Genomic DNA, 25,690 nt, shown 5'->3' with positions numbered 1-25,690 from the left:
CGCCCGTCCCGCAGCGATCCTGGCGTGTTGCATCGGGCAATTCTGCCACGCGGCAGTGCCGCGTTCCGGCGTTCCGGTGCCCAGTCCCGGCGTCCACGGCGCTGCCCGCCGGTCTAGCGGATTCAGGCTGCGGCCCCTTTCAGTTCTCCGGTTTCCTGGTCCACCTCCTCCTCCTCACCGCTCTCGTCATGGATGAAGGTCCCGTGGTCGTGGTGGTCGGCACCGTGGTCGCCGTCCCCGTCGTCGTCCCCTGGCTGGCTCTGCGGTCCGCCGCCGTCGCCGTCACCGCTACCGGGCGCGTCTAGGGAACCGGATCCGGCGGCCGCCTGGCTTCCGGCTGCGGCTGAGCGGGTGAAGTTGGCAGAGCCCCACATGAGGTCGTGGCCAACTGACTCCGCGTCAATTTCGGCGACGTGGTAGACCCTGCCGTCCTTCTCCCAGCTCCGCATCTTCAGCCTGCCAACCACGATGACCCGCTGGCCCTTCTTGATGCTGCAGCCAATGTTGCCGGCCAGCTGCCGGTATCCCTGGACGGTGAACCAGTTGGTGTTGCCATCCACCCAGGTGCTGGAGCCGCGGTCGTACCGGCGGTCGGTGGCGCCGAACCGGAAGGACGCCGTGGCCACGCCACCGGGTGTGGTCGAGCTTCTGATCTCCGAGGCGACGAAGCCACGGACCGTAATGTTGTCGCTCATTCTCATGTCCTGTCTCGAATTGTCGTGCCCTGCCGGGCAGTTCCAGCATCCCGCCGTGGACCGTGGCCGGGGAGGACCCGGCTGTGCCATGTGGATAACCGGTTGCCGGCAACGGTGTGGGGACCGTGTTGGGGAGAAGTCTGGGCCGGCAGGGCCAGCCAACCGGACGGCGTTGACCTCCACCGGCCGTCCGGCACTGTAAACTTTTTGAGGCGTCACCGGCAGCAGCCGGTGGGCGCCAGCGCGCCCCAGTAGCTCAGGGGATAGAGCAGCGGCCTTCTAATCCGCCGGTCGGGGGTTCGATTCCCTCCTGGGGCACAAGAGAGCGGCTCTGACCTGCGACAACGCAAGGTCAGGGCCGCTTCCTACGCCAACTCCTATTTCAACCAGAACATCAGATCCACTTGTTGTGTTTGAACGTCAGGAATAGGATCCCGCCCATGCCGAGCATGAGCGCGAGTGCCATCGGATAGCCGAAGATCCAGTCGAGCTCGGGCATGTCGCGGAAGTTCATGCCGTAAATCGAGGCGATCAACGTCGGCGCAAACAGGATGGCCGCCCACGACGAGATCCGCTTGACCTGCTCGTTCTGGGCGAAGCTCGACTCCGTCAGGAGCCGCATTTCGTCGTTCTGCCGCTGGGCAACCAGGGCCGCGTTGACGGCCAGGGCGTTCTGCAGCAACGCCCGGAAGGCAGACACCCGCTCCCCCAGCCTGATGGCGTGGTCCAGGACGTCGCGGAAATGATCCTGCAGTTCGGGGTCCGGCACGCCGTCCGGTCCGCCGCCCATGAGGCTCTGCAGGATTCCGGCCAGCGGGGCCGTGGCACGCTGGAACGTGATGACCTGGCGGGAGAGTTCATAGATCCTGCGCGATACGCCGGGGTCGGCAGCGAACAGGTCGTCTTCGATTTCATCGATATCGTTTTCCAGCCCTGCCGCCACCGGCTCGTACTCGTCCACCACCTGGTCCAGGATCGCGTACAACACCGCATCCGGTCCGAGCGCCAGGAACTCCGGCTCGGACTCCATCCGCCGGCGCACCCGGGCCAGGTCGGGAGACTCCGCCCGGCGGACAGTCACCACAAAGTCCGGGCCGGAAAACACATGGATCTCGCCGAACTCGACCTTCTCCACATCGTCCAGGTACCGCGCGGGCCGCAGCACCAGGAACAACGTCTCGCCATAGTGTTCCAGCTTGGCCCGCTGGTGGCCGGCGAGCGCGTCCTCCACGGCCAGGTGGCTCAGGTCAAATTCCTCGGCCACGGAGCGCAGTTCCTCGGCTTCGGGCCGGTAGAGCCCGATCCAGGCCATGCCCTGGCGCTGCCGCAGCAGAAAGTACGTCTCCTCGAGCCCTTCCGGGTCGGCGGTCCGGTGACCGTCCACATAGACGGCGTTGTCAATAATCGTCACGGCCGCGCCTCCTCTTCAAGGCATTCGCTTTGCTGTGACGTTATACCGTCCCCGGGCCGGTGCCAACAGCCCGCACTGCCCCGTGAGCGCCGCTGGTTTTCCGGGAACATTCCCCGGAAAGACTGCCGGGAAGAACGACGCCGACGGCCGCCGCCAGGGCTCCAACGCACAGATGCCGGCTTGGGGCAAATCGCCCGAACCGTGCACACCGTCTGCCCTGAGCCCCGCCAGCCCTCAGCACGCTTAGTATTGAGTGGACTGGCAGGCCGGCAGGGATAGCCTGTTCGCCCTGCCCGCAATCGAAAGGTACGGCCGCCATGACCGAGACACCCCGCAGATTCGACCCCACCAATCCAGACGACGCCTCCACCTCCCAGTACGCGGGGTCCGCTGACGCCACGCCCGGGCCCTCGTCCGCCGAGCAAGGCCTCAGCACGGACGTGGCCGCGACCGGCACCGATGTGGCCGCCACGACGGCGGGGCGCGCCGAAACCTCCCGCCCCGAGGAACCCACGGCTCAGGCTCCCGCGCCGGCGCCCGCTCCGGACACGCGCCAGGTCACCCGTGCGGGAATGGTCTGGGCCGCGGTTGCCTGCGCGCTCGTGGTGCTGATCCTGCTGATCGCTTTCATCCTGCAGAACCAGGAGTACGTGCAGGTGAAGTTCTTTGGCCTCGAAGGCTCGGTCCCGCTGGGCATCGCCTTGTTCATCGCGGCCGTCGGCGGCGGCGTTCTGGTCGCCATCGCCGGAGCCGCCCGCATCATCCAGCTCCGGCTCGCCGCACACCGCGTCCGGCGGCAGGCCAGCCCGGGCACGCGCACGCGCTGACGCGGAAACCGCCAGGCGCTACCCTCTTTCCATGCGCGACGCAGAACCCCGGGCCCAGGCAGCCATCACCACCGCCGCGGCGGACTGGCCCGACGTCGAGCGTCTCTTTGGCGTCCGCGGCGAGCCCTCACGATGCTGGTGCCGGTTCTTTGCCTTGACCGGCCCGCAGTGGTCCGCGTCCACCCCGGAGGAGCGGAAGAACCAGTTGCGGGACAAGTTCGACGGCGGCCAGCCGGCGCCCGGGGTCCTGGCCTTCCGCGACGGGAATCCGGTGGGCTGGTGCGCCGTCGAGCCCCGCGGGTGCTACCCAAGGATCCTGCGCTCGAAGGTGCTGGCGTCGGCCCCTGACGCCGCCCGGGATCCCGGCGTGGACCATGTGTGGTCCGTCAGTTGCTTTGTCGTCTCCCCCGGCCACCGACGGACCGGCGTGGCGGGGGCGTTGCTTGCCGCCGCCGTCGAACACGCCGCCGCGCACGGCGCCACGGTGGTGGAGGGTTATCCGGTCGACCCCGCGCAACGGCCCAAGGCCAGCCCGGCAGACCTCTACCACGGCACGCTGGGACTCTTTTTGGCGGCTGGCTTCACAGTAGTCAGCGGCGAAGTGGTCAGCGGCGCGGTGCCGGGACGCGCCGTCGTCCGCTTGACGGTGCCCCGGCCCGGCAGGGACCGCGGGCGCTAGGGCAGGGTCAGGATCACCGGCCCGTCGGCGGTGATGGCCACGGTGTGTTCGCTGTGCGCGGCGCGGCGGCCGTTCGCTGAGCGGAGGGTCCATTCGTCGTCGTCATGGTAGTAGTCGTCCTTGCGGCCGAGAATCAGCATTGGCTCGATGGCGATGACCAGGCCCTCGGTCAGTTTGATGCCGCGACCGGGACGTCCGTCGTTGGGCACGTGCGGCTCGGCGTGCATGGTCCGGCCGATCCCGTGGCCGCCGTGGTCGGCGAGCAGCCCGTAGCCTGCCCGGCGCGCTGCCCCGCCGATCGCGTAGGCGAGATCCCCCATCTTGTTCCCGATCCTTGCCGCTTCGATCCCCCTGGCCAGGGCGGCGTCCGTGGCGTCGATGAGGGCCTGGTCCACCGGGTCCACGGTCCCCACGATGAAGCTGACTGCCGCATCGCCGCACCACCCGGCCAGGAACGCGCCGCAATCCACGCTCAGGAGGTCCCCGTCCTGGAGCCGGTACTCATTGGGGATGCCGTGCACGACGGCGTCGTTGACGGACGTGCAGATGACCCCCGGGAACGGCACTGACGCCCACCGCGGCCGGTAGTTCAGGAACGCCGGAGTGGCTCCCGCGTCGGCGATTGACGCCGCGGCGACATCGTCCAGTTCCTTGAGCGAAACGCCGACGGCGGCCGCGTCGCGGACCCGGGCGAGGGTGGTGGCGACCACCCGGCCGGCCTCGCGCATCAGTGCGATCTCTTCGGGACTCTTGATCATGGACATGGCTTTCCCTTCCGACGCGGAGCCGCGGCTTGCTGGCTTCAACTCTAAAGCCCGGCGCGGCGTGTCTACAGTGGCCTCATGACCACCACGGAACTCATAGACGCGATCCGCGGCAGCCTCCAGGCTGCTGCCGATCCTGGCCGCGCCGCGGGGGCACAGGCCTACATGAAATCGCAGATGCCATCCCTGGGCGTGCGGGTTCCCGAGGTTCGCAGCATTGTCAGGGCCGCGGCCGCGGACCACCCGCCGGGCAGCCTGGCGGAACTGCAGTCCGCGGTTCTTGTGCTGTGGCGCAACGCCGGCCACCGTGAGGAACGCTACGCCGCGATCGAGCTCACGGGGCTCAAGCCCGCAGCCGGGGAACTGAGCATGCTGGCCCTCTATGAGGAAATCATCCGCACCGGAGCCTGGTGGGACCTGGTGGACGGGGTGGCCCACCGGCTGGGCGCCCTGTTGCAGGCCCACCGGGCAGAACTGACGCCGGTGCTCGAACGCTGGAGCCGGGACGAGGACTTCTGGGTCCGACGGGCCGCGATCACCGCACAGCTGGGGGCGAAGGGCGCCACGGACACGGAGCTCCTGGCCGCTGTGATCGAGGCCAACCTCGAGGACCGGGAGTTCTTCATCCGCAAGGCGATCGGGTGGGCGCTGCGCCAGTACGCCAGGACGGATCCGGCCTGGGTGAAAGCATTCGTGCGGCGGCATGCGGACCAGCTCAGTCCGCTCTCGCGCAAGGAAGCGCTCAGAAATCTGGCGGCTTAGCCAGAATCAGCGCTAGATGATCGGCCGAGTGGTGACCGGCTCGTCCGACTTGGTGAACAGCAGCTTGGTCTTCGGGTCAAGGAAGATCAGGTACAGCGCAAACAGCAACGCAATGATCGCCGCGGCGTTGCGGGCCAGCGCCAGGGCCAGGCCCAGATCCGCGGTCTGCAGGTACGGGAAGACGTCGAGCTGGTCCGAGATCGCGTACACCATGAAGAAGGACACGATGAAGTAGAGCGCCTTGACCTGCCAGTCGTCGCGGATGCCCGTGACGGCGAAGAGCGGGATGAGCCAGACGATGTACCAGGACTGGATCATCGGGGACAGCAGTACGACGGCGGCGAAGGCCAGGGTGAGCCGGCGCATCAGGCGGTCGTAGTCGCCGCGGAAGATCTGCCAGGCGACGATGCCGACGGCGAGCAGCTTGCCGGCGTCGAACGCCCACTTGGCCAGTCCCCAACCGTCGAGCCCGAAGGCGTTGGAGATGGAGGCCACGATCAGGCCCACCAGGCCAACAGGCGCGTACCAGATCCAGATGCTGCCCGGGGCGGACAACCCGTTGATCCAGCCGAAGCCGAAGCCATTGACCCGGCTCATGAGATACAGCAAGGCCAGGCTGATGCCGGCCGTGAGGGCCCAGAAGACGAACTTGCGCGGCCAGCTGGCGCCCTTGCCCGCCCAGAGCAGGCCGATGAACGGCAGGAAAACCACCGTGATGGGCTTGACCGAGATGGAGAGCGTCACCAGCACGATTCCGAGGATGACCCGGCGCGTGGCGCAGTAATAAAGGCCGGCCAGGGCCAGGCCGATCATGAGGGCATCGTTGTGGACGCTGGCGATGAAGTTGGTGAGGAACAGCGGGTTGGCCGCCGTCAGCCACAGGGCCCGGTTCGGGTTCACTCCGTGCAGTTCGGCCAGTTTGGGCACGTAGATCACGCAGAGGACCACGCCCACCAGGGCCGCGATCCGGAACAGCATGATGCTGCCTTCAGGGTGCACGTTGGTGGCCCAGACCACGAACTGTTCGATCCACAGGAACAGTTGCCCGTAGGGGACGGGAGCTTCGGTCCACATTCTGTCGGCGCCCAGCTGGAAGTAGTTGGACAGCGCCGAAATGCCGTTTTCGTAGGGGTTGAAGCCCTCCACCATGAGCCGGCCCTGGCCGATATACGCGTAGACGTCGCGGCTGAACAGCGGCACAGAGAACATCAGCGGCAGCCCCCACGCCGCCGTCGCCTGGAGCGTGGCCTTGCGGGCGCCGGCCCCCCAGACCCGGACGCGCTGGCCGAGCCGCAGCCAGGCGCGGACCAGCAGCATGCCGCCGAAGGCCAGCAGGACAATGCAGAGGGCGACGCCCAGGGCCTCGGTGCGCATAAAGATGAACAGCGGGACGCGGCGGAGTTCGGACGCGGGGGCAAGCCAGCCGACGCCGATCGAACCGATCGTCATGAACAGCGAGCCCAGGAACCCGGCAAGGATCGGGGACCGCGGGTTGTCGACGTCGCCGACGGCCCCTTCCCCCTCAGTGGAGGACACAGCCGGGGTGAGCGCGGTCCGGCCGGACGCGGAGGGGCGGGACGTGGACGGGCGGGACGTACCGGCAGCCGTTTCCCCCGCCGCAGGCACAGGCGCCGTCATGTCAGGATCGTCCAATCTGTTGTGGGCCACAATTCCGCCCACAGCCGGCCGCAGTGTCCGGCCCGGGGCGCCGCGTCGAAGAAATCAGTGCCGAAATAATTCGGCGGCCGCGTATTCGAAATCCTAGCACCGGACGGCTCTGTGGCGTCGGAACGGTAGGCTGGGCGGGTGCCTATTACTAACGAACGCATCGTCTGGATCGACTGCGAAATGACCGGCCTGGACACCAAGAATGACGCCCTTATCGAGGTGGCCGCGCTGGTGACCGATTCGGAGCTCAACATCCTGGGGGACGGCGTCGACGTCGTGATCAAGCCCGACGACGCCGCGCTGGCCCAGATGAACGACTTTGTCCGCGACATGCACACACGCTCCGGCCTGCTGGCGGAGCTTCCGCACGGCAAGACGATGGCCGAAGCGCAGGCAGCGGTGCTCGCCTACATCAAGAAATGGGTGCCGGATCCCCGGAAGGCGCCGCTCGGCGGCAACTCGGTGGGCACCGACCGCGTGTTCCTTGTCCGCGATATGCCCGACGTGGTGGAGCACCTGCACTACCGGGTCATCGATGTGAGCACCATCAAGGAACTCTCCCGCCGCTGGTTTGCCCGGGCCTACTTCCAGTCCCCGGCCAAACTGGGCGGCCACCGGGCGCTCGGCGACATCAAGGACTCCATCGACGAACTCCGGTATTACCGCGAGGCCGTGTTTGTCCCCGCGCCGGGCCCGGACAGTGCCACGGCGCAGCGGATCGCCAAACGCGTCATGGGCGGCGAACCAGCCGAGCCCACCCCGGCGGAGTAGCGGCCGCCCACCTACCCTCCGCGCAGCGGGGCCGGTGAAACGTCGCCGGGGACGTGGCGCGGAAAAGTAATCTGCGCCACGTTTCGCGGAAATTTCGGCGAAAATCGCAAAAGTGGCAAAACCACCCCCAAACAGCAGGTAAGCTATTTGTCGTTGCCTTTCCAGCCAGCCGGTTCGCCGGAGGGCCTGATATGGCACATGGTGGGCGTAGCTCAGTTGGCAGAGCGCCTGGTTGTGGTCCAGGAGGTCGCGGGTTCAACCCCCGTCGCTCACCCTCATGAAGGACGGCAGTGATTGTCCGACCTTTTCCAAAGGCCGCACCGGTTATCCGGTGCGGCCTTTGTTGTCTGTATGGGAAGGAATCGCAGTGAAGCGCAAGCTGTTTGAAGAAGACCACGAGATGTTCCGTGAGATGGCCGCCGAGTTCAACGCGCGCGCGGTCGCTCCCCACTACACCCAGTGGGACGAGGACCACATGATGCCCCGGGAACTGTGGTCCGCTGCCGGCGAGCAGGGCCTGCTGGGCCTGGCCGTGCCGGAAGAGTTCGGCGGCATGGGGATGTCCGACTACCGCTTCCGGACAGTGCTCGATGAAGAATTCGCCAAGAGCAACCACCTCGCGGTCGGCCTGGCGTTCCACCTGCACGATGACATGGTCCTCCCCCACCTGCTGGCCTACGGCTCCGATGACCTCAAGGCCCGCTGGCTCCCGGGCATGGTCTCGGGCGAAAAGGTCACCTCGGTCGCCTGGACCGAACCGGGGGCCGGCTCCGACCTGCGCGGCATCCGCACCAAGGCGGTCCGCGACGGCGACGACTGGCTGATCACTGGCCAGAAAACGTTTATCGGCAACGGCATCTCCGGCGACGCCTCCCTGGTTCTGGCCCGCACCGACGGCGGTACCGGACGCGGAAACCGCGACTCGTTCTCGCTTTTCATGGTCCAGAAGGGCGAGGGCTACAACACCGGCAAACAGCTGGACAAGATGGGCCTCAAGGCCTCCGACACGGCCGAGCTGTTCTTCGACAACGTCCGCGTCCCGCACGCGGACCTCGTCGGCGAGGAGGGCAAGGGCCTGCAGTACGCGGCCGAACAGCTCCCCCAGGGCCGGCTGGCGATCGCCGTGGCCAGCTCCGCCGTCGTGCGCGCCACCTACGAGGCGACTGTCCGCTACACGAAGGACCGCAACGCGTTCGGCGAGCGGATCATCGATTTTCAGAACAGCCGCTTCGAACTCGCCGACATCCTCACGGAGGTCGAGGTCACCGAAGCGTATGTGGACCAGGCCATCCTGGCGTTCAACGCCGGAGAGCTCGACGCCGCAGGCGCCGCCCGTGCCAAACTGTGGGCGTCCGAGCGCGCCAAGTCCGTCACGGACCGCTGCCTGCAGCTGCACGGCGGGTACGGCTACATCATGGAATACCCGGTGGCCCAGGCCTACCTCGCCGCCCGGCTGCTGACGATCTTCGGCGGCACCAACGAAATCATGCGCGACGTCGTCGGCCGCACCATCGCCGGCTGAGACGCCGCGACTCCACCTGCACCCGAGGAATATTCCTGATATGACCGTCCTGCCCATCACGATCTGGGGCGAGCCCGTGCTGCACCGCCGGGCCGCGGAAGTCGAAGTCTTCGACGACGAGCTCCGCAGCCTGATCGCCGACATGTTCGAGACCAACGACGCCGCCAACGGCGTCGGGCTGGCGGCCCCCCAGGTGGGGGTCGGCAAGCGGCTCTTCGTGTACAAGTACGACAACGACGACGGCGCCGCGCCCACCGGCGTCGTGGTCAACCCTGTCCTGACACTTTCCAAGATCTCCGGCGCCCTGCCGGACCCCGACGAGGAAGAGGAAGGCTGCCTGTCCTTCCCCGGCGGCCAGTATCCGCTCAAGCGGGCGGAATGGGCGAGGGTCCAGGGCTTCGACGGTGACGGGAAGCCGGTGGAATTCGAGGCGACCGGCTGGTTCGCCCGGGTCATCCAGCACGAGTACGACCACCTCGATGGCAAGCTCTACGTCAACCGGCTCATTGACCGCTATGCCCGCCGGGCCATGAAGCAGGCCAAGCGCAGCGGCTGGGGCGTTCCCGGCCTGACCTGGATGCCGGGAGTGGACCCGGACCCGTTCGGCCACTGACGGCCGCGGCTGGGCGCTGCTGCACGCGGATTTCCCCACGTTTGACGCCGATGCGCAGGAAATCGCCGGCGGTTTGGGGGCACGCGCCGGCGGCGGGTCCCAAAGGTGGGGAATTTCGGCGGGATTTCCCCAGTTCAGCAGTGACCCGGCCAGCCGGTTCCTTTAGGTGCGGTCGGCGGCGGCCAGAATGGCGGCGCCGAGCTCGGACGGCCTGGTGAACTGCGGCCAGTGTCCGGTAGGCAGGTCCACATAGTCGACCTGGCGGATCCGTCCGAGCTCCGCCACGAACGGGTGGCCGCCGGCAACCATTTCCGTCAGCATCGAGGACGGGAATTCGCAGGCGATGATGGTGACCGGAACCTCGAAGCGGCGTTCATCCGAGAGCTGCTGCCGGTCCTGGGCCACGCCGCGGGGCTGCGGGATGGCACGGGCACGGAACATGGCGCGCAGCTCGTCGGTCAGGTCGGTGAGGTCCTGGTCCTCGAAGAGCTCCCACGGCGGCAGCGGCACCTCGTCGCCGTCGGCCGGGAGTTCGTCATTGATGACCCCACCCTCCCCCAGCGGTCCGCTGTCCACGTAGACAGCCCGGGCCACCCGGTCCGGGCGGGCGTCGACGGCGCCGTGGATGATGGCCCCGCCGCCGGAGTGGCCCACCAGGACCGCCGGCGCGTCGAAGGAATCGATCTTCTCCACGACGGCGTCGATGTGGGTGCGCAGGCCGATCCCGGCGCGCGGCGCATCCGCCGACTCCAGGCCCGGCAGGGTCAACGGATGGACCTTGTGCCCGGCCGCGGTCAGCGGCGGGGTGACGTCCGCCCACGACGAGGCGTCCAACCAGAATCCGGGTACGAGGATGATGTCCATGCCGGTACCCTACCGGTCGAGTACCAGCTCCACCACCTGGTAGGGGTCCTCGCCCGGGACCAGGTTGTGCATGGTGATGCGTCCGCCCGAGCCGTCCGCCGGGTGCAGGTGGATCTGCCAGCCCCAGTCCGGGCCGGTCGGCGCCGCATAGGAGCCGTTGAGCCGGAGGACACCGTCGCCGCCCACAGTGCCGGAGAACTGCATCAGCGCCTTGCCCGTGTGCCAGGAGTCCAGCCACACAGCGGTGGCGGGATCCGCGCCGGACGCGCCGCCGGCCAGGATCAGGAGGCCTTCCTGCGGGCTCTCACCGTCTGACCAGGTGTAGGCGACACTCGCGAAGTGTGCGGCGGTCACCGTCACCGTGGCGGTGGCCGCCGAAGCCTTGTAGTCGTCCGTGGGCATGAGCCGCAAGCGGTTTTGTCCCTGCCAGGCGCCAAGGAACGGTGTCACGTATTTCACAATGTCCATGCTGCAGTCTACTGAGCCAATCGATCCTGCTCAGTCCTTGGCCGGCTTTTCGAGGCTCGCCGCGAAGTCCGGGACGTAGCGGAACAGTTCCCGCGGCGGGCGCGTGTAGTTGACGGCCTTCGGCCGCTCCGGCAAGGTCACCTGTTCTGTCCGTACTTCGGTGTAGTCGATGCTGGAGAGCAGGTGGGCGATGAGGTTGATCCTTGCCCGGCGTTTGTCTTCGGCTTCCACCACGTACCAGGGAGATTCCGCGGTGTCTGTCTGCACGAACATGTCGTCTTTGGCCCTTGAGTAGTCTTCCCAGCGCAGGATTGCCTCCCGGTCCATCGGCGAGAGCTTCCATTGCCGCATGGGATCATCCATCCGGGATTTGAACCGCCGCTCCTGTTCCCCATGGCTGATCGAGAACCAGTACTTGAAGAACAGAATGCCGTCCTGGATGAGGAGCCGTTCAAAGACCGGGCACTGGGCCATGAAGCGTTTGTGCTCCGCCGGGGTGCAAAAGCCCATCACGTGTTCGACGCCGGCGCGGTTGTACCAGGAGCGGTCCATCAGGACGATTTCCCCGGCGGCCGGCAGATGCGCCACATAGCGCTGGAAGTACCATTCACCGCGTTCGCGCTCAGTCGGCGCCGGCAATGCGACTATCCGGGCAAACCGCGGATTCAGGTACTCGGTGACCCGCTTGATCGCACTCCCCTTGCCGGCTGCATCCCGCCCCTCGAAGATGATGAGGACCCGCGCCCCGGTGCTCCGGACCCACTCCTGGAGGGCAACCAGTTCCGCCTGGAGCCGCAGAAGTTCGGCCTCGTAGATTCCGGCATCGAGCCGGACCGGCCGCCGTGCGGAGCCCTTCTTGCGGCCGGCGTGCCCCTTGCCTGATTTGTCCGTGCGATGTGCCATGGTTTCCGTTCCAGCATTTGGGGCGCGCGGTTTGTCCCGCCGCGCCCATTCTCGCCGTGCATCAGAACGGCTGCAAGGGTCCTCCAGCCCGGAATCCGGGACGGGCGCGTCAGCGCGCCACGATCGTCAGTTGCGCTGGGCAAGAGGCCAGGATCCGTTTCATCGCCTCCTTCTCTGCCGCAGTAACCCACAGCCGGTAGGCCGCCTTAACCGAAATTTGGCGGGCGACGTAGTGGCAGCGGAAAGCCTTGTTTGGCGGCAGCCAGGTGGCGGCGTCGGAGGCACTTTTGTCCTGGTTGGCGGGACCGTCGACGGCGATCAGGTTGAGCGGATCGTTGGCCAGGTGTTCACGCTGCTGCGAGGTGAGCTGCTGGGCGCCCTTTTGCCACGCGTCCCCCAGCGCCACGACGTGGTCGATCTGCACCGCAGCACTGGTTTCGGCGCCGCGCCGGAACACGATCATGCGGCCGGTGTACGGTTCCTGGAACGTGCCGCCGGCCACCTGGCAGCGGGAGCCACTGACGAATTCGGCGGCCGCCAGGTCGCGGCGGAGGATGTCGTTGCGCGTATCGCAGCCGTTGCGGTCGACGTCGAGCCACGCCTGGCCGAAGGCGCCCCGGTCATAGTTGTTCTTCGCCGACCGTCCCTTGACCGCGAGGGTGTCGAGCACGCCGGCAGCGCTTCCCTGCGGCACGGCCCGGACGGCGTCCACCGCGTTCATCCACCCTCGGGCAATGACGGGGGCCTCGCGGGGGCCGGCGATTTGCGGCTCCGCGGCGGCAAACTGGCCAGCCGTGAAGAACCAGACCAGACCGCCCAGGACGGCCAGGCAGGCCGCGGCCAGGAGAAGCCAGGCCTGGCGGGAGTGGCGGCGGGCGCGGCGGAAATCCATCCAGGTGACGGTCATGTGGGCGGCCGCTCGCGGCGTTTTGGCTGCACGCCCTGAGCCTATGCGGACGCCATGCCACTCGGGCGGTTGTCCACAGTGTTGGGGACCGGTGGCGGAACGCGGGGGCCTATTGCTCCCGCGTGACCCGTTTCAGGTCTTCGTTGGCCAGATCCAGCAGGCCCTGGAGCTGGGTCACCCGGTCGTCGTTGACTTCACCGGACTGGCGTTTGACGAGGGCGTCGTCCAGCAGCCGCTTCGCTTCTTTCGCGTTGCTCCGCGCGACGTCCAGCGCGTGTTCCAGGGTGGTCTCGTGTTCAACAGCCGGGTTCGGTTCCATGGCTCCATTGTGGTTCCCTTTCCCGGCCGATTCCAGTGCATCGGCCGGGAAAGGAGGAACATGTCCCGGTCAGGGACATTCGCCCTGACTAGACCTCGACGGGCAGCCCTGCGGCCTCGAGGATGGACGCAGCGTCCTTGGCGGGGAAGGACGGCGGGTTGACCCCGGCCATTTCCTCCATGACGCGGACCACCTGGCAGCTGTAGCCGAACTCGTTGTCGTACCAGACGTACAGGACGAGATTCTTCTCGTTGGAGATGGTGGCCAGGCCGTCGACGATGCCTGCCCGGCGTGAGCCGACGAAGTCCGTGGAGACAACCTCGGGCGAATCGATGTAATCGATCTGCTTGCGCAGCTCGGAGTGCAGCGACATTTCCCGCAGGTAGTCGTTGACCTCGTCCTTGGTGGTGCCGTTCTCCAGGTTCAGGTTCAGGATGGCCAGCGAGACGTCCGGGGTGGGGACGCGGATGGAGCTGCCCGTGAGCTTGCCGAGCAGTTCCGGCAGGGCCTTGGCCACGGCCTTGGCGGCACCGGTCTCGGTGATCACCATGTTCAGCGCGGCAGAGCGTCCACGGCGGTCGCCCTTGTGGAAGTTGTCGATCAGGTTCTGGTCGTTCGTGAAGGAGTGGACCGTCTCCACGTGGCCGTGCACCACGCCGTAGCGGTCGTTGATCGCCTTAAGCACAGGGGTGATGGCGTTCGTGGTGCAGGACGCCGCCGAGACGATCGTGTCCGAGTCGTCGATGGTGCCGTGGTTGATTCCGTGCACGATGTTCTTCAACTCGCCCTTGCCCGGTGCGGTGAGGAGAACGCGGGCAACACCCTTGCTCAACAGGTGCTGGGACAGGCCCTCGGCGTCGCGCCAGCGGCCCGTGTTGTCCACGACGAGCGCATCGTGGATGCCGTAGGCGGTGTAGTCCACTGTGGAGGGGTTGTCCGAGTAGATGACCTGGATCTGGACGCCGTTGGCCGTGATGGTGTCGTTTTCGAGGTCAACCTTGATGGTGCCTTCGAAGGAGCCGTGGACGGAGTCGCGGCGCAGCAGGCTCGCGCGCTTGCTGAGGTCGTTGTCTGAACCGCGGCGGACCACGATGGCACGCAGGCGCAGGCCGTGGCCGCCGCCTGCCTTTTCGATCAGGAGCCGGGCCAGGAGCCGGCCGATGCGGCCGAAGCCATAGAGGACGACATCGGTGCTGGTGCGGTCGTCGCCGCCGCGCTTGCCGACAACCTCGGCGAGTTCGGCGCGGAGGAACTCATCCAGGCTGGCGCCGTCGCCCTCGGCGCGGTATTTCTCGGTGAGGCGGGCAATGTCGATCGCCGCGGCGCCGAGGTCCAGCTTGGTCAGGGCCTCCAGCAGCGGGGCCGTCTCCTCAAGGCGCAGTTCTTCCTTGCTCATCCGGCGGGCGAAGCGGTGGGCCTTGAGGATATTCATGGTGGACTTGTTGATCAGGCTGCGTCCGTGGATGGAGGTCACCACGTTGTTCTCGCGGTACAGCCGGCCGATCACGGGGATCATCGCCTCGGCGAGTGCCTCACGGCCCATCCACGTATCAAGACAAGAATCTGACGTCTGGCTCACAGAACTACCTTCCTAGAATCCACCCCCTACGTCCTCGTAGGGGGAAGTCGGCCGCCGGAGGGTGTCCGGTACCGGGCACCGGCGGGGATTCGGTCCACCCCGGGCGCCTCATCGAGCGCAAAGAAAAACCGCCGGCTGCGAACGCAGACCCGGCGGCAGAACTTCTACGTTCACCATCAATTCTACGGGCGGCCAGGCAGGGTCGGGTGCCTGTTGCGCGTGAATTGACTCACACACTGTCCGGGGCCACGTCGAAGTCGGCAAAACCATCCGCGCCGGGCGTCAGCCCCGCTGCGTCCTCAAGGATCATGTCGACGGCCTTTTCCGCGATCATGATGGTGGGTGCCTGGGTGTTGGCACTGACCAGCCGGGGCATGATCGAGGAGTCAACGACCCGCAATCCCTCCAGCCCGTGGACCTTCAGCCGCGGGGAGACAACGGAATCATCGGTGGTACCCATGGCGCAAGTGCCGACAGGGTGGTACGAGGTCCGCCCGTAGGAGCGCACGAAATTCACGTACTGGTCGCGGGTTGCCACCCGGGAGCCGTCGCCGATGTGCTCCTTCTGAATGAACGCCGCCATCGATGACTGCTCCATGATCTGCCGGCTCTGCTGCACCCCGGCGATCGTCATCTCCAGATCGTAGTCATCCGCCAGGAAATTCGGATCGATGAGCGGTGTCATTGTGGGATCTGAGGACGCGACGCGAACTGTCCCCCGGCTGCGGGGGCGCAGGAAGTACGAGTTGAGCGTCGCCCCGAATCCGGGCCGCAGCGACGCAATGCCCGGCTCCGACCGCGCCGCGGGCAGGAAGTGGAACTGCAGGTCCGGGGTCTTCTCATCTGTGTTGGCGTAGCTGAAGCCACCGGCCTCGACGAGGTTGGACGCGAACGGTCCCGAGCGGAAAGCCAGATACTCGAGGCCCGCCAGCATTGTCGCCGGGCGCACCCGATTGAACCGGTCCAGGCTGTGGTCATCGGTGAGTTCGTAAATGATGTCCAGGTCAAGGTGGTCCTGCAGGTTCTTCCCGACCCCGGGCAGGGCGTGGATCACGTCGATGCCGGCGGCAGCAAGGTCTGCCGGGTCGCCGATGCCTGAAAGCTGCAGCAACTTGGGCGAGCCAAACGCGCCGCTGGCGATCAGCACCTCGCGCCGGGCACCGTAGGTTCGCGCGACTCCGCCTTCAATCGCCTGGATGCCGACGGCGCGGCCATTCTTGATGACCACCTTGGAGACGGTCACGTTGACGCGGACAGTGAGATTGGGCCGCCTGCGCGCGGGTTTCAGATACGCGACGGCTGCGCTGCACCGGCGCCCATTCCTGGTGGTGGTCTGGTAGAAGCCAACGCCCAACTGCTTCGCCCCATTAAAATCGCTGTTGTAGGGCAGCCCGAACTCCTGGCCCGCCTGCACGAATGCCGCCGAGAGCGTGTGCGGACGCCGGAGGTCAGAGACGCCGAGCGGCCCTGTGGTTCCATGGTGGGGTCCGGAGAGCCTGGTGTTTGACTCCGAGCGAATGAAATACTTGGACACCTCGGCGGCGGACCAGCCCTCACATCCATAGTCCCCGGCCCACCCGTCGTAGTCCCCAGCCACTCCCCGGGTGAAGACCTGGGAGTTGATGGACCCGCCGCCGCCAAGCCCGCGGCCTTGAGGGAGCGGGATGCTCCGGCCGTTGCTGTGCTTTTGCGGAACACTGCTATATGCCCACTGGTACGGTCCTCCCTTCAATCTCGGGAAGCCCGCGGGCATATGGATGAAGGGATGGCGGTCGGACCTGCCCGCCTCGAGCAGAAGCACACGGACTGAGGGGTCTTCACTCAATCTGCCAGCCAGAACGCTGCCGCCGGTACCACCCCCGGCGATCACATAGTCGTACTCAGCATCGTCCGGCACTATGACTCCTCAACCATCGCCGAAGCTACCGCTCCTTGAAGCGTTGATTGAAGTGTGTTAGTTCCGCGGCCATGATGTCAAGCATCCGGGGCTGGCGTGCACAGCCGCCGGTAGGCGGCACACGGCGGAACGGACGGGGCCAAGTGGGTGGATGGGTTGACCGATACGCCGGGTTCTGTGTTCCCGCGCTGTTGCCGGCGCGGGAGTAGCGGCCATCCATCTACGGACGCCGTTGCCGACGCCCTCCAGCGGCCTACCCGAACACTCGGGCGAGCAGCCCTCAAACGTGTCCTGTCTGGCCTTGCTCCGGGTGGGGTTTACCTAGCCTTCCCGGTCACCCGGGAAGCTGGTGGTCTCTTACACCACCGTTTCACCCTTACCTGCCCTGTGGCCTGTGCACGCACACGCCGCATGCAGGCGGTCTGTTCTCTGTGGCACTGGCCTGCGGGTTACCCCGAGTGGGCGTTACCCACCACCCTGCTCTGCGGAGCCCGGACGTTCCTCGAGCCACTTGCGTGACGCGCGGCCGCCTGGTCAACCCATCCGCTGTCCATTCTACGTTCTCCCGGCCGGCACAGCCGCACCGCGGCCTTTCGGGGCTGCCGGTGGGAGAATTTAAGCAGGGTTCCTGCTAGTCAAGGAAGAGTGATCCCGATGAACTGGACCGCCATCATCATCTGGCTGTTGGCCATCGTCCTGGTGGCTATTCTCGCCAAGATGTCGATCAAGATTGTGCGCCAGTACGAACAGGGCGTCCTGTTCCGCCTGGGCCGGGTGGTCGCGGTACGGATGCCCGGCCTGCGGTTCATCATCCCGGTGGTGGACCGGCTTCAGCTTGTGAGCCTGCGGATCGTGACAATGCCGATCCAGTCACAGGGCATCATCACCCAGGACAACGTCAGCGTCGATATCTCGGCAGTGGCGTACTACCGGGTGATCGACTCCGTGAAGTCCGTCGTGGCGATCGAAGACGTGGCCGCGGCCATCAACCAGATCGCCCAGACCACCCTGCGGAAAGTGGTCGGCCGCCACAGCCTGGACCAGACGCTGTCGGAGACTGAGCGCATCAACAGCGACATTCGGATAATTCTGGACGCGATGACCCTGGAATGGGGTGTCGAAGTGACGCTCGTCGAGCTCAAGGACATCCAGCTCCCGGAGAGCATGAAGCGGGCGATGGCCCGGCAGGCGGAGGCCGAGAGGGAGAAGCGGGCCAAGATCATTTCGGCCGAAGGAGAGGCGATCGCCGCCGTGGCGCTCGGCGCGGCATCTGACACGATGATGGCCCACCCGGTCGCCCTGCAGTTGCGGAATCTTCAGTCCCTTGTGGAGATCGGGGTGGACAAGAACTCAACCGTCGTCTTCCCGGCGCCCCTGATGAGCACCATCGCCGAACTGGCCGCTTTCCTGGCACGCGAGGACCATGTGGCCAAGACGGCGATGACGGCGATGACGGCGACGGCGACGCCAGAGGCACCGACAACGACGCCGGCACCACCGATCAAGGCCGCGTAGCCCCGACCGCCAGACCTAATTATCGCGGAACCCACGGCAGGCGCCGCCGGTAGGATCGTACGGTGCTAATTCTGTTGCCGCCCTCCGAGGGCAAGACTCCCGCTGTGCGCGGGGACGCCGCCGACTGGGATGCCTTGAGCTTTCCCGCCCTCAACAGCTCCCGCGCCAAGGTCCTGGAGGCGCTCGGCACCGTCAGCGCCCACGAGGACGCGCTGGCGCTGCTGGGCGTCGGCGCTTCACTGAGCGCCGACGTCGAACGCAATACACGGCTGCACGCGGAACCTGCCGCCCCGGCCCACCAGGTGTATTCCGGGGTGCTCTTTGACGCCCTCGGCTACAACACGCTGACCCCGGCGCAGCGGAGGAAGGCCGACGAATCGGTGCTGGTGGTCTCCGCCCTGTGGGGCGCCATCCGCTTCGCCGACCGCGTGCCCGCCTACCGGCTGTCGATGGGGACTTCGCTGCCCGACGTCGGACGGCTCGCCTCATTCTGGAAGCCTCAACTGAACGACGCACTGGCGGCGGCCACTACGGGTGAGCTGTTAGTGGATTGCCGGTCCAGCACCTACGCCGCGGCCTGGACTCCCCCGCCGGAACAGACGGTGGCCGTGAACGTCTTCACCGAGACCGCCGGCGTGCGCAAGGTGGTCAGCCACTTTGCCAAGCACACCCGGGGCGAACTGGCACGGCATTTGCTCAGCCGCCGGGGCAAGGTGCCCCAAACCCCCGCACAGCTGCAGAAGGCGGCGGCGGAGAAGTGGGTTGCCGAACTCGTTGAGGGCACGGCCCGGAAGCCGCACACCCTGAACATCATCCTGCCGGGCTAGGAACCGCTTAGGCCCACTCGGACGAGCGCACCAGGATGCAGCCGGAGTCCGGGCAGAACACGATGTCGTCCTCGGCTGCGGCCTTGATCTCGGCCAGGTCGCCCGGGCTCAGGTGCATGCCGGAGCCTTCCGAGGTGCCGTGGAAGAGCCGGGCAGCGCCGACGCCACGCTTGGCCAGGGTCTTCTCGTAGACGGCGAGCATTCCGGCGTCGAGTCCGGCGGCGAACTCGGCACGCTGCCCGCGCACCACCGTGGCTTCGGCGGCGATCTCGGCCAGCTGCTCGTCCAGCTCGGCACGGATGGAGCCGAAGGAGCCCTGGATGTCGTCCACAATCTGCTGCTGCGCCCCTTGGCGGGCGCGGAGCGAGTCGAGCCGTTCGAGGACTTCGAGCTCCACGTCCTCGAGGTCCGAGCGGCGCTTGTTCAGGGAGACGAGGTCCCGCTGCAGGGCGACGAGGTCCTTGGACAGCCCCGTGCCGCTGTTGAGCCTGGCCTCGTCGCGTTCGATCCGGGAGGCGACCTGCTCGACGTCGGCCTCTGAGCGTTTGAGCTCCAGTTCAGCATCGTGGACGGCCACCTTCGCGGCACCGAGCTCACCGTTGGCCACGCTGAGGGCGGCTTCCAGGTCCGTGATGCGGGAATCGCTTTCAAGGCTTCGCCGGCGGTTGGACAAGGACTTGAGCTTGGCATCGAGTCCCTGCAATTCGAGCAACTTCAACTGTTCCGCCGGTGCTGCCTTGGCCACTATTTACCTCCGCTAAATCCAATCCGGCCGAAGCCGGGCACCGTCCCGGCGCTCCTTAGACTCTAGCGCCTAGCGTACTCCCCGGCCTCGCTACGCTCACCCGGGGCCCCTCGCACGCCAGGCTTAGCCCGGAGTCAGAATGAAGTCCCACGGGTCGCTGTTAGTGGTGCTGACCCGGATCTCGACGTCGTGGCCCTGGTCGGTGAGCACATTGCCCAGCGCTTCGGCGGCCGCAGGCAGCCACAGCCATTCGCTGGCGAAGTGGGAAACGTCGATCAGGTACGGCCGGTCGTTGACCGCCGCCTCCCGGGCCTCCGATGCCGGGTGGTGCCGCAGGTCCGCCGTGACGTAGACGTCCGCGTTGCTCGCCCGCACCTCGCCGAAGAGGGAATCGCCGGCGCCGCCGCAGACAGCCACCCGCCGGATCAGCCCGTCCCGGTCCCCCGAGACACGCACGCCGCCGGCCACCGAGGGCAGGATGCCGTACACGCGGGCCGCGAAATCACCCAGCGTCAGGACCTCGTCGAGGTCACCGACGCGGCCGATGCCTTCCTCGGGGAGCCCGTTCGCGGCCGGCGTCAGCGGGGCCACGTTCTGCAGGCCCAGCGCGTCGGCCAGGACGTCGGAAACGCCCCCGACGGCGGAGTCACCGTTGGTGTGCACGGTCAGCAGCGCGGTCCCGGACTCGATGAGGCGGTGCACGGCCTTGCCCTTGGCCGTATTCGCGGCCACGGACGTCACGCCCTTGAGCAGCAGCGGATGGTGCGTGATGAGCAGCTCGGCACCGAAGTCGATCGCTTCCTCGATCACGTCAATTGTCGGATCGACCGCGAACATGACCCGGCGCACCTCGGCGTTCGGGTGGCCGGCCACCAGACCCACCTCGTCCCAGTCCTCGGCCAGGGATTCGGGCCAGAGCTCCTCCACCGCCAGCTGGATCAGGCCCAGCGTCGCGGCGCCGGTGTCCTCCCCGGTGCCGGTACCGGCGTCGACGGCGGCAGCAGGGCGGTCGGATTCCGCTGAAACATCGGTGTTCACAGGTTCCATACCCCCATTTTTACCCTATCCGCGGGCGGCCCGGTCACTCGTAACACTCTCGTAAGGTGGGTGGGGAATCATCGGGGCCCTCGAACCATTGAAGAGATCATGAGAACTTTTGTCCTCGGCGGAGGCTGCTTCTGGTGCCTCGACGCCGTCTACCAGAAAACCAAGGGCGTCAGCTCGGTCGTGTCGGGCTACACCGGAGGCCATGACCACAGCCCCGACTACTACTCTGTGTGTTCCGGGACCACAGGCCACGCCGAGGTGGTGGCAGTGACGTTCGACGAGGACGTCATTCCCGCCGAGGTCATCCTGGACATGTTCTTCGCCCTCCACGACCCCACGACGCTGAACCGGCAGGGCTACGACGTCGGAACCCAGTACCGTTCCTCGATGTTCTACGAGACCACCGAGGAAAAGATCCTGTTCGAGGAGGCGATCGAGCGGAACCAGGCCCTGTGGCGGCACCCGATCGTCACCGAGGTCAGCCGGCTGCCCCAGTTCCATGTGGCCGAGGAAATCCACCAGGACTACTTCGCCAAATACCCGGAGCAGGGCTACTGCCAGGTCATCATTAACCCCAAGCTGGCCAAGGCGAGGAAATATTACTCTGCATGGCTTAATGCTTAGCTAGGGCCTGTAGGCGCTCGTTAGGCTGACCTCAGTCAACCCTCTTCAAAGACAGGCATACATACATGGCACCGATCTATGACGATGTAACCCAGCTGGTAGGCGGAACTCCGCTGGTCCGTCTGAACCGGCTGACCGAAGGCCTTGACGCCACCGTGGCCGTCAAGCTGGAGTTCTACAACCCGGCCAACAGCGTCAAGGACCGGATCGGCGTCGCGATTGTTGACGCCGCCGAGAAGTCCGGTGCACTCAAGCCCGGCGGCACCATCGTCGAAGGCACGTCCGGCAACACCGGAATCGCGCTGGCCATGGTGGGCGCGGCCCGCGGCTACAAGGTCATCCTGACCATGCCGGAAACCATGTCCACCGAGCGCCGGGTCATGCTGCGCGCGTACGGCGCCGAGATTGTCCTGACCCCCGGTTCCGAGGGCATGCGCGGCGCCGTGGAGAAAGCCCAGGAGATCGTGGCCAACACGGAGAACTCCATCTGGGCCCAGCAGTTCGCCAATGAGGCCAACCCGGAGATCCACCGCCGCACGACGGCCGAGGAAGTCTGGGCCGACACCAACGGCAAGGTGGACATCTTCGTCGCCGGCGTCGGCACCGGCGGCACCGTCACCGGCGTCGGACAGGTCCTGAAGGAACGCAAGCCGGAGGTCCAGATCGTGGCCGTCGAGCCGAAGGACTCCGCCATCCTCAACGGCGGCGCCCCGGGCCCGCACAAGATCCAGGGCCTCGGCGCGAACTTCGTCCCCGACATCCTGGACACTAACGTCTACGACGAGGTCATCGACGCCACGCTGGAAGATTCCGTCCGGGTGGCGCGCGAACTCGGCATCAAGGAAGGCATCCTGGGCGGCATCTCCTCCGGCGCCATCGTCTGGGCGGCCCTGGAGCTCGCCAAGCGTCCGGAGAACGCCGGTAAACTCATTGTTGCTGTGGTTTGCGACTTTGGTGAGCGCTACATCTCCACCGTGCTGTACGACGACATCCGCGGCTAAGTCCGCTGACCCACGATTGCCCAGAAAGGTCTTTGTGAGCTTCTTCGCAAGACTGAAGGAAGACCTCGACGCCGCCCGGTCCCACGACCCGGCGGCTCGAGGTTCTTTTGAGAACTTCTTCGCCTATTCCGGCCTGCACGCGATCTGGTTCCACCGCCTGACGCACCGGCTGTGGCAAAACCCGGCGCTGCGGTTCCCGGCGCGGCTGATCTCCCAGCTCGCCCGGTTCCTGACCGGCATCGAGATCCACCCCGGCGCGACGATCGGCCGGCGCTTCTTCATCGACCACGGCATGGGTGTGGTCATCGGCGAGACGGCCGAGATCGGCGAGGACGTCATGATCTACCACGGCGTGACCCTCGGCGGCCGCTCGCTCGCCAAGATCAAACGCCACCCCACCATCGAGGACCGTGTGGTGATCGGCGCGGGCGCCAAGATCCTGGGCCCCATCACCATCGGCCGGGACAGCGCCGTCGGCGCCAACGCCGTGGTGGTCAAGGACGCTCCGGCCGAATCAATCGTCACCGGCGTGCCGGCCACCTGGCGGCACCGCGACGCGCAGCGCGAGACGAAGCCCGCCGTCGACCCGGCCGAGTACCTGATCGAATACCGGATCTAGACCGGGCTCTGGACCGGCTCCCGGCGGAACCGGGCGGAACCGTATCTAGGCAGCCCTACCCGGGAACCTCTTGTAGATGTTCCACAGGACGGCGTCGAACGCCCGGTCCGGCAGCAGGTGGCGCAGCAGCAGGATCCCGCGGGCGCTGGCACCCACCGGGTAGCGGGTCCTGGGCCGCCGGGCGGTCGCTGCGTGCAGGATCGCCTCGGCCACGAGCTCGGGCCGCGACGACGTTGCGGGGTTGTCCGTGGTGCCCAGCGCCGCCGCCACCACCTTGGCCTGGGCCGCATAAGGGCCGTTTCCGGAGCTGGCCAGCAGCCCCTGCGCCGCAATGGCGCCCCACTCGGACTGCGTCCCGGCCGGCTCGATGACGGCCACATCAATACCGTGCGGCTTGAGCTCGAGCCGCAGCGAATCGCTCAGGCCCTCCACGGCGAACTTGGTCGCGTGGTACCAGGCGCCCAACGGCTCGTACATCTTGCCGCCGATCGATGAGATGTTGATGATCCTGCCCGCACGGGCGGCCCGCATGGCGGGGATCACGAGCTGCGTCATGCGCGCCAGGCCGAAGACGTTCACGTCGAACTGCCGCCGGCCCTCAGCCAGTTCGACCTCCTCGAGCGAACCGTACGTCCCGTAGCCGGCGTTGTTGACCAGGACGTCGATCCGGCCGTGCGCGGCCAGCACGTCCCCGACGGCGGCGCTCATCGAGGCCTCATCGGTCACGTCCAGTGCAACCACCTTGACCCCGGATGCCTTCAGCGGCTCCATCAGCTCCACCCGGCGGGCCCCGGCATAGACGGTGAAGCCGGCCGAGGCAAGCTTTTTCGCGGTTTCGAAGCCGATGCCGGTGGAGGCACCGGTGACAAACGCTACGGGCTGGGGCATGAGTTGAACTCCTTGGGCGCTGAACTCCTGGGGTCGGAGCGGTGCGGAAACACGGACGGCCGGCGCCTCCCAGCGTATCTGGAAAGTGCCGGCCGTCGCGTCGGAACGGGGTGGGTCAGTGGGTGTCGACTGCCTCGATCTCGGACTTGTCCTCGCCCCAGAGGGTGTGGAACGTGCCCTCGGCGTCGACGCGGCCGTAGGTGTGCGCCCCGAAGAGGTCGCGCTGGCCCTGGATGACGGCGGCCGGCAGGCGCTTGCGGCGCAGGCCGTCGTAGTAGGCCAGCGAGGAGGAGAACACCGGCACCGGGATGCCGAGCTGCACCGCGGTGGACACCACCCGGCGCCAGGCCGGGAGGACTTCGGCGATCGCCTTGGTGAACGCCGGGGCGAAGAGCAGGTTGGCCGGCTTCTCCGCGGCGGCGTAGGCCTTGGTGATCTCCTTGAGCAGTTCCGCACGGATGATGCAGCCGCCGCGCCACAGCGAGGCGATTTCATCCAGCTTCAGGTCCCAGCCGTATTCCTTGGCCGCGGAGGTGAGCATGTCCAGTCCCTGGGCGTAGGAGACCAGCTTGGAGGCGTAGAGCGCCTGGCGGACGTCCTCGACAAAGCTCTCGGGGACCTCGACGGCGGCCTCGCCGCCGGCCAGCAGCTCCTGTGCCAGCACGCGCTGCTCGGCCTGGGAGGACAGGGCACGGGCGAAGACGGACTCGGCGATGCCCGACGTCGGGGAGCCGAGCTCAAGGGCGGAGATGACCGTCCAGCGGCCGGTGCCCTTCTGGCCGGCGGCATCCACCACGACGTCGACGAACGGCTTGCCGGTCTTCGCATCGACGTGGCCGAGGACCTCGGCGGAGATTTCGATCAGGAAGGAGGCGAGGTCGCCCTTGTTCCACTCTTCGAAGATCTTGGCCTGCTCGGCCGGTTCGATCCCGGCGCCGGAGCGCAGGAGGTCGAAGGCCTCGCCGATGACCTGCATGTCGGCGTATTCGATGCCGTTGTGGACCATCTTGACGAAGTGGCCGGCGCCGTCGGTGCCGATCCAGGCGCAGCAGGGCTGGCCGTCCACGTGCGCGGCGATCTTTTCCAGCAGCGGGCCGAGAGCGTCGTAGGACTCCTTGGAACCGCCCGGCATGATTGAGGGGCCGTTGAGGGCACCCTCCTCGCCACCGGAGACACCGATGCCGACGAAGTGCAGGTCCTTCTTGGCGAGCGCAGCCTCGCGGCGGCGGGTGTCCTCGTAGTGCGAGTTGCCGGCGTCGATGATGATGTCGCCCGCTTCCAGCAGCGGCTCGAGCTGCTCGATCACGGAGTCGACCGGCTTGCCGGCCTTGACCATGATCAGCACGCGGCGCGGCTTCTCCAGCGAATCAACGAGTTCCTGGAGGGTCTCGGTGCGGACGAAGTCACCCTCATCGCCATACTTGGCTAGCAGGGTGTCTGTCTTTTCCACGGACCGGTTGTGCAGGGCAACGGTGAAGCCGTTCCGGGCCAGGTTGCGTGCGAGGTTGGCCCCCATCACCGCGAGGCCGGTAACACCGATGTGTGCTGACATCAAAAACTCCAATTCATTTTTGTACACGATGATTTCTGTAGACCACGTGTACGGCGATTCGTCTCAGACGTTCATCTAGGACTCGGCAGGTTGCGCCGCGGAGGGCGGAACCCACTCTTGAGGATTGTGGCTGTCCTTAAACCATATGTATTTCCGCGGGCCGCGGGAAAGCCGCGCCCACGGAGCGGAATGCTGCGCGTCATAAACAGTCTATGATCACCGG

The 25,690-nt window shown here is 66.7% G+C and carries 26 protein-coding genes, 2 tRNA genes and 1 other RNA gene; 13 read left to right on the top strand and 16 right to left on the bottom strand.

Annotation, left to right across the window (positions count from 1 at the left end; genetic code table 11):
• Positions 1-122: 122 nt before the first annotated feature.
• On the bottom strand, positions 123-695 hold the full coding sequence (locus AC1DNG_RS00210; RefSeq protein WP_476886337.1) for a single-stranded DNA-binding protein: 573 nt from the start codon (positions 693-695) through the stop codon (positions 123-125).
• A gap of 245 nt (positions 696-940) precedes the next feature.
• Between AC1DNG_RS00210 and AC1DNG_RS00205 the strand changes: the two genes are divergently transcribed.
• A tRNA-Arg gene (locus AC1DNG_RS00205) sits at positions 941-1,013 on the top strand.
• Between the two features lie 76 nt (positions 1,014-1,089).
• On the opposite strand, the gene AC1DNG_RS00200 is transcribed toward AC1DNG_RS00205, so the two are convergent.
• Positions 1,090-2,106, bottom strand: a complete 1,017-nt coding sequence (locus AC1DNG_RS00200; protein ID WP_079554707.1) for a magnesium and cobalt transport protein CorA — start codon at positions 2,104-2,106, stop codon at positions 1,090-1,092.
• A 317-nt stretch (positions 2,107-2,423) separates the two neighbouring features.
• On the opposite strand from AC1DNG_RS00200, the gene AC1DNG_RS00195 reads away from it, so the two are divergent.
• Together AC1DNG_RS00195 and AC1DNG_RS00190 are read left to right on the top strand one after the other, a co-directional pair.
• Positions 2,424-2,933: a LapA family protein gene (locus AC1DNG_RS00195; RefSeq protein ID WP_476849002.1), complete on the top strand. Its 510-nt coding sequence runs from the start codon at positions 2,424-2,426 to the stop codon at positions 2,931-2,933.
• A 31-nt stretch (positions 2,934-2,964) separates the two neighbouring features.
• Positions 2,965-3,612, top strand: coding sequence for a GNAT family N-acetyltransferase (locus AC1DNG_RS00190; RefSeq protein ID WP_476886336.1), 648 nt, complete (start codon positions 2,965-2,967; stop codon positions 3,610-3,612).
• Here the strand turns inward: AC1DNG_RS00190 and map are convergent.
• Complete coding sequence (map, locus tag AC1DNG_RS00185) at positions 3,609-4,376, bottom strand: type I methionyl aminopeptidase (protein ID WP_476856927.1); 768 nt, start codon at positions 4,374-4,376, stop codon at positions 3,609-3,611. The two genes, AC1DNG_RS00190 and map, sit on opposite strands and share 4 nt — an antisense overlap.
• Positions 4,377-4,454: 78 nt before the next feature.
• Here map and AC1DNG_RS00180 point away from each other — a divergent pair, with 78 nt between their 5' ends.
• Positions 4,455-5,138 carry a DNA alkylation repair protein gene (locus AC1DNG_RS00180; protein WP_476856928.1) on the top strand — a complete coding sequence of 228 codons (684 nt, stop codon included), beginning with the start codon at positions 4,455-4,457 and terminating at the stop codon, positions 5,136-5,138.
• Between the two features lie 12 nt (positions 5,139-5,150).
• Here AC1DNG_RS00180 and mptB read toward each other — a convergent pair whose 3' ends face one another.
• Positions 5,151-6,776 carry a polyprenol phosphomannose-dependent alpha 1,6 mannosyltransferase MptB gene (gene mptB / locus AC1DNG_RS00175; protein ID WP_476856929.1) on the bottom strand — a complete coding sequence of 542 codons (1,626 nt, stop codon included), beginning with the start codon at positions 6,774-6,776 and terminating at the stop codon, positions 5,151-5,153.
• 168 nt (positions 6,777-6,944) lie between these two features.
• Here mptB and orn point away from each other — a divergent pair, with 168 nt between their 5' ends.
• The 4 genes from orn to def all read left to right on the top strand — a co-directional run bounded on the left by orn (position 6,945) and on the right by def (position 9,712).
• Positions 6,945-7,577, top strand: coding sequence for an oligoribonuclease (gene orn / locus AC1DNG_RS00170; protein ID WP_476848997.1), 633 nt, complete (start codon positions 6,945-6,947; stop codon positions 7,575-7,577).
• Between the two features lie 201 nt (positions 7,578-7,778).
• A tRNA-His gene (locus tag AC1DNG_RS00165) sits at positions 7,779-7,851 on the top strand.
• A 93-nt stretch (positions 7,852-7,944) separates the two neighbouring features.
• A complete protein-coding gene (locus tag AC1DNG_RS00160; protein ID WP_476848996.1) occupies positions 7,945-9,099 on the top strand; it encodes an acyl-CoA dehydrogenase family protein in 1,155 nt (384 codons plus the stop codon).
• 40 nt (positions 9,100-9,139) lie between these two features.
• On the top strand, positions 9,140-9,712 hold the full coding sequence (gene def, locus AC1DNG_RS00155; protein WP_476848995.1) for a peptide deformylase: 573 nt from the start codon (positions 9,140-9,142) through the stop codon (positions 9,710-9,712).
• A gap of 162 nt (positions 9,713-9,874) precedes the next feature.
• Here def and AC1DNG_RS00150 read toward each other — a convergent pair whose 3' ends face one another.
• The 8 genes from AC1DNG_RS00150 to rnpB form a co-directional block, all read right to left on the bottom strand.
• Positions 9,875-10,576, bottom strand: a complete 702-nt coding sequence (locus AC1DNG_RS00150) for an alpha/beta fold hydrolase (protein ID WP_230011586.1) — start codon at positions 10,574-10,576, stop codon at positions 9,875-9,877.
• Positions 10,577-10,585: 9 nt separating this feature from the next.
• Positions 10,586-11,044 carry a DUF1579 family protein gene (locus AC1DNG_RS00145; RefSeq protein ID WP_230011585.1) on the bottom strand — a complete coding sequence of 153 codons (459 nt, stop codon included), beginning with the start codon at positions 11,042-11,044 and terminating at the stop codon, positions 10,586-10,588.
• Positions 11,045-11,074: 30 nt separating this feature from the next.
• On the bottom strand, positions 11,075-11,947 hold the full coding sequence (gene ppk2 / locus AC1DNG_RS00140; protein ID WP_476886335.1) for a polyphosphate kinase 2: 873 nt from the start codon (positions 11,945-11,947) through the stop codon (positions 11,075-11,077).
• Positions 11,948-12,056: 109 nt separating this feature from the next.
• Complete coding sequence (locus AC1DNG_RS00135; protein WP_476886334.1) at positions 12,057-12,854, bottom strand: HNH endonuclease family protein; 798 nt, start codon at positions 12,852-12,854, stop codon at positions 12,057-12,059.
• Positions 12,855-12,963: 109 nt separating this feature from the next.
• Positions 12,964-13,173 carry a hypothetical protein gene (locus AC1DNG_RS00130; RefSeq protein ID WP_018773403.1) on the bottom strand — a complete coding sequence of 70 codons (210 nt, stop codon included), beginning with the start codon at positions 13,171-13,173 and terminating at the stop codon, positions 12,964-12,966.
• A gap of 88 nt (positions 13,174-13,261) precedes the next feature.
• Entirely contained in the window at positions 13,262-14,752 is a 1,491-nt protein-coding gene (locus AC1DNG_RS00125) for a glyceraldehyde-3-phosphate dehydrogenase (RefSeq protein WP_476858301.1), read from the bottom strand.
• A gap of 229 nt (positions 14,753-14,981) precedes the next feature.
• Entirely contained in the window at positions 14,982-16,649 is a 1,668-nt protein-coding gene (locus AC1DNG_RS00120) for a GMC family oxidoreductase (protein WP_476856934.1), read from the bottom strand.
• Positions 16,650-16,797: 148 nt separating this feature from the next.
• An RNA gene (rnpB, locus tag AC1DNG_RS00115) (RNase P RNA component class A) lies at positions 16,798-17,191 on the bottom strand.
• 112 nt (positions 17,192-17,303) lie between these two features.
• Here rnpB and AC1DNG_RS00110 point away from each other — a divergent pair.
• Together AC1DNG_RS00110 and AC1DNG_RS00105 are read left to right on the top strand one after the other, a co-directional pair.
• On the top strand, positions 17,304-18,164 hold the full coding sequence (locus tag AC1DNG_RS00110; RefSeq protein ID WP_476858300.1) for a slipin family protein: 861 nt from the start codon (positions 17,304-17,306) through the stop codon (positions 18,162-18,164).
• Positions 18,165-18,226: 62 nt separating this feature from the next.
• Entirely contained in the window at positions 18,227-18,991 is a 765-nt protein-coding gene (locus tag AC1DNG_RS00105; protein WP_476886333.1) for a YaaA family protein, read from the top strand.
• A gap of 7 nt (positions 18,992-18,998) precedes the next feature.
• Here the strand turns inward: AC1DNG_RS00105 and AC1DNG_RS00100 are convergent, their stop codons facing one another.
• Positions 18,999-19,736 (bottom strand): zinc ribbon domain-containing protein, encoded by a 738-nt coding sequence (locus AC1DNG_RS00100; protein ID WP_476873709.1) that lies wholly within the window; start codon positions 19,734-19,736, stop codon positions 18,999-19,001.
• A 123-nt stretch (positions 19,737-19,859) separates the two neighbouring features.
• Positions 19,860-20,783, bottom strand: a complete 924-nt coding sequence (locus AC1DNG_RS00095; protein WP_476848985.1) for a Nif3-like dinuclear metal center hexameric protein — start codon at positions 20,781-20,783, stop codon at positions 19,860-19,862.
• Between the two features lie 99 nt (positions 20,784-20,882).
• Between AC1DNG_RS00095 and msrA the strand changes: the two genes are divergently transcribed.
• The 3 genes from msrA (at position 20,883) to epsC (ending at position 23,027) form a co-directional block, all read left to right on the top strand.
• On the top strand, positions 20,883-21,407 hold the full coding sequence (msrA, locus tag AC1DNG_RS00090; protein WP_476886332.1) for a peptide-methionine (S)-S-oxide reductase MsrA: 525 nt from the start codon (positions 20,883-20,885) through the stop codon (positions 21,405-21,407).
• Positions 21,408-21,472: 65 nt separating this feature from the next.
• Positions 21,473-22,408, top strand: a complete 936-nt coding sequence (gene cysK, locus AC1DNG_RS00085; RefSeq protein ID WP_459385078.1) for a cysteine synthase A — start codon at positions 21,473-21,475, stop codon at positions 22,406-22,408.
• 34 nt (positions 22,409-22,442) lie between these two features.
• Entirely contained in the window at positions 22,443-23,027 is a 585-nt protein-coding gene (gene epsC, locus AC1DNG_RS00080; protein WP_018773413.1) for a serine O-acetyltransferase EpsC, read from the top strand.
• Between the two features lie 45 nt (positions 23,028-23,072).
• Here epsC and AC1DNG_RS00075 read toward each other — a convergent pair whose 3' ends face one another.
• Both AC1DNG_RS00075 and gndA read right to left on the bottom strand, forming a co-directional pair.
• Entirely contained in the window at positions 23,073-23,915 is an 843-nt protein-coding gene (locus tag AC1DNG_RS00075; protein ID WP_476848983.1) for an oxidoreductase, read from the bottom strand.
• Positions 23,916-24,030: 115 nt separating this feature from the next.
• On the bottom strand, positions 24,031-25,467 hold the full coding sequence (gene gndA / locus AC1DNG_RS00070) for an NADP-dependent phosphogluconate dehydrogenase (RefSeq protein WP_018773415.1): 1,437 nt from the start codon (positions 25,465-25,467) through the stop codon (positions 24,031-24,033).
• Positions 25,468-25,690 lie beyond the last annotated feature (223 nt).

Source organism: Arthrobacter sp. 01T425 (assembly GCF_056398725.1).
Note: the sequence above shows the minus strand (reverse complement) of the source record. Positions and strands in the feature narration are given on the sequence as shown.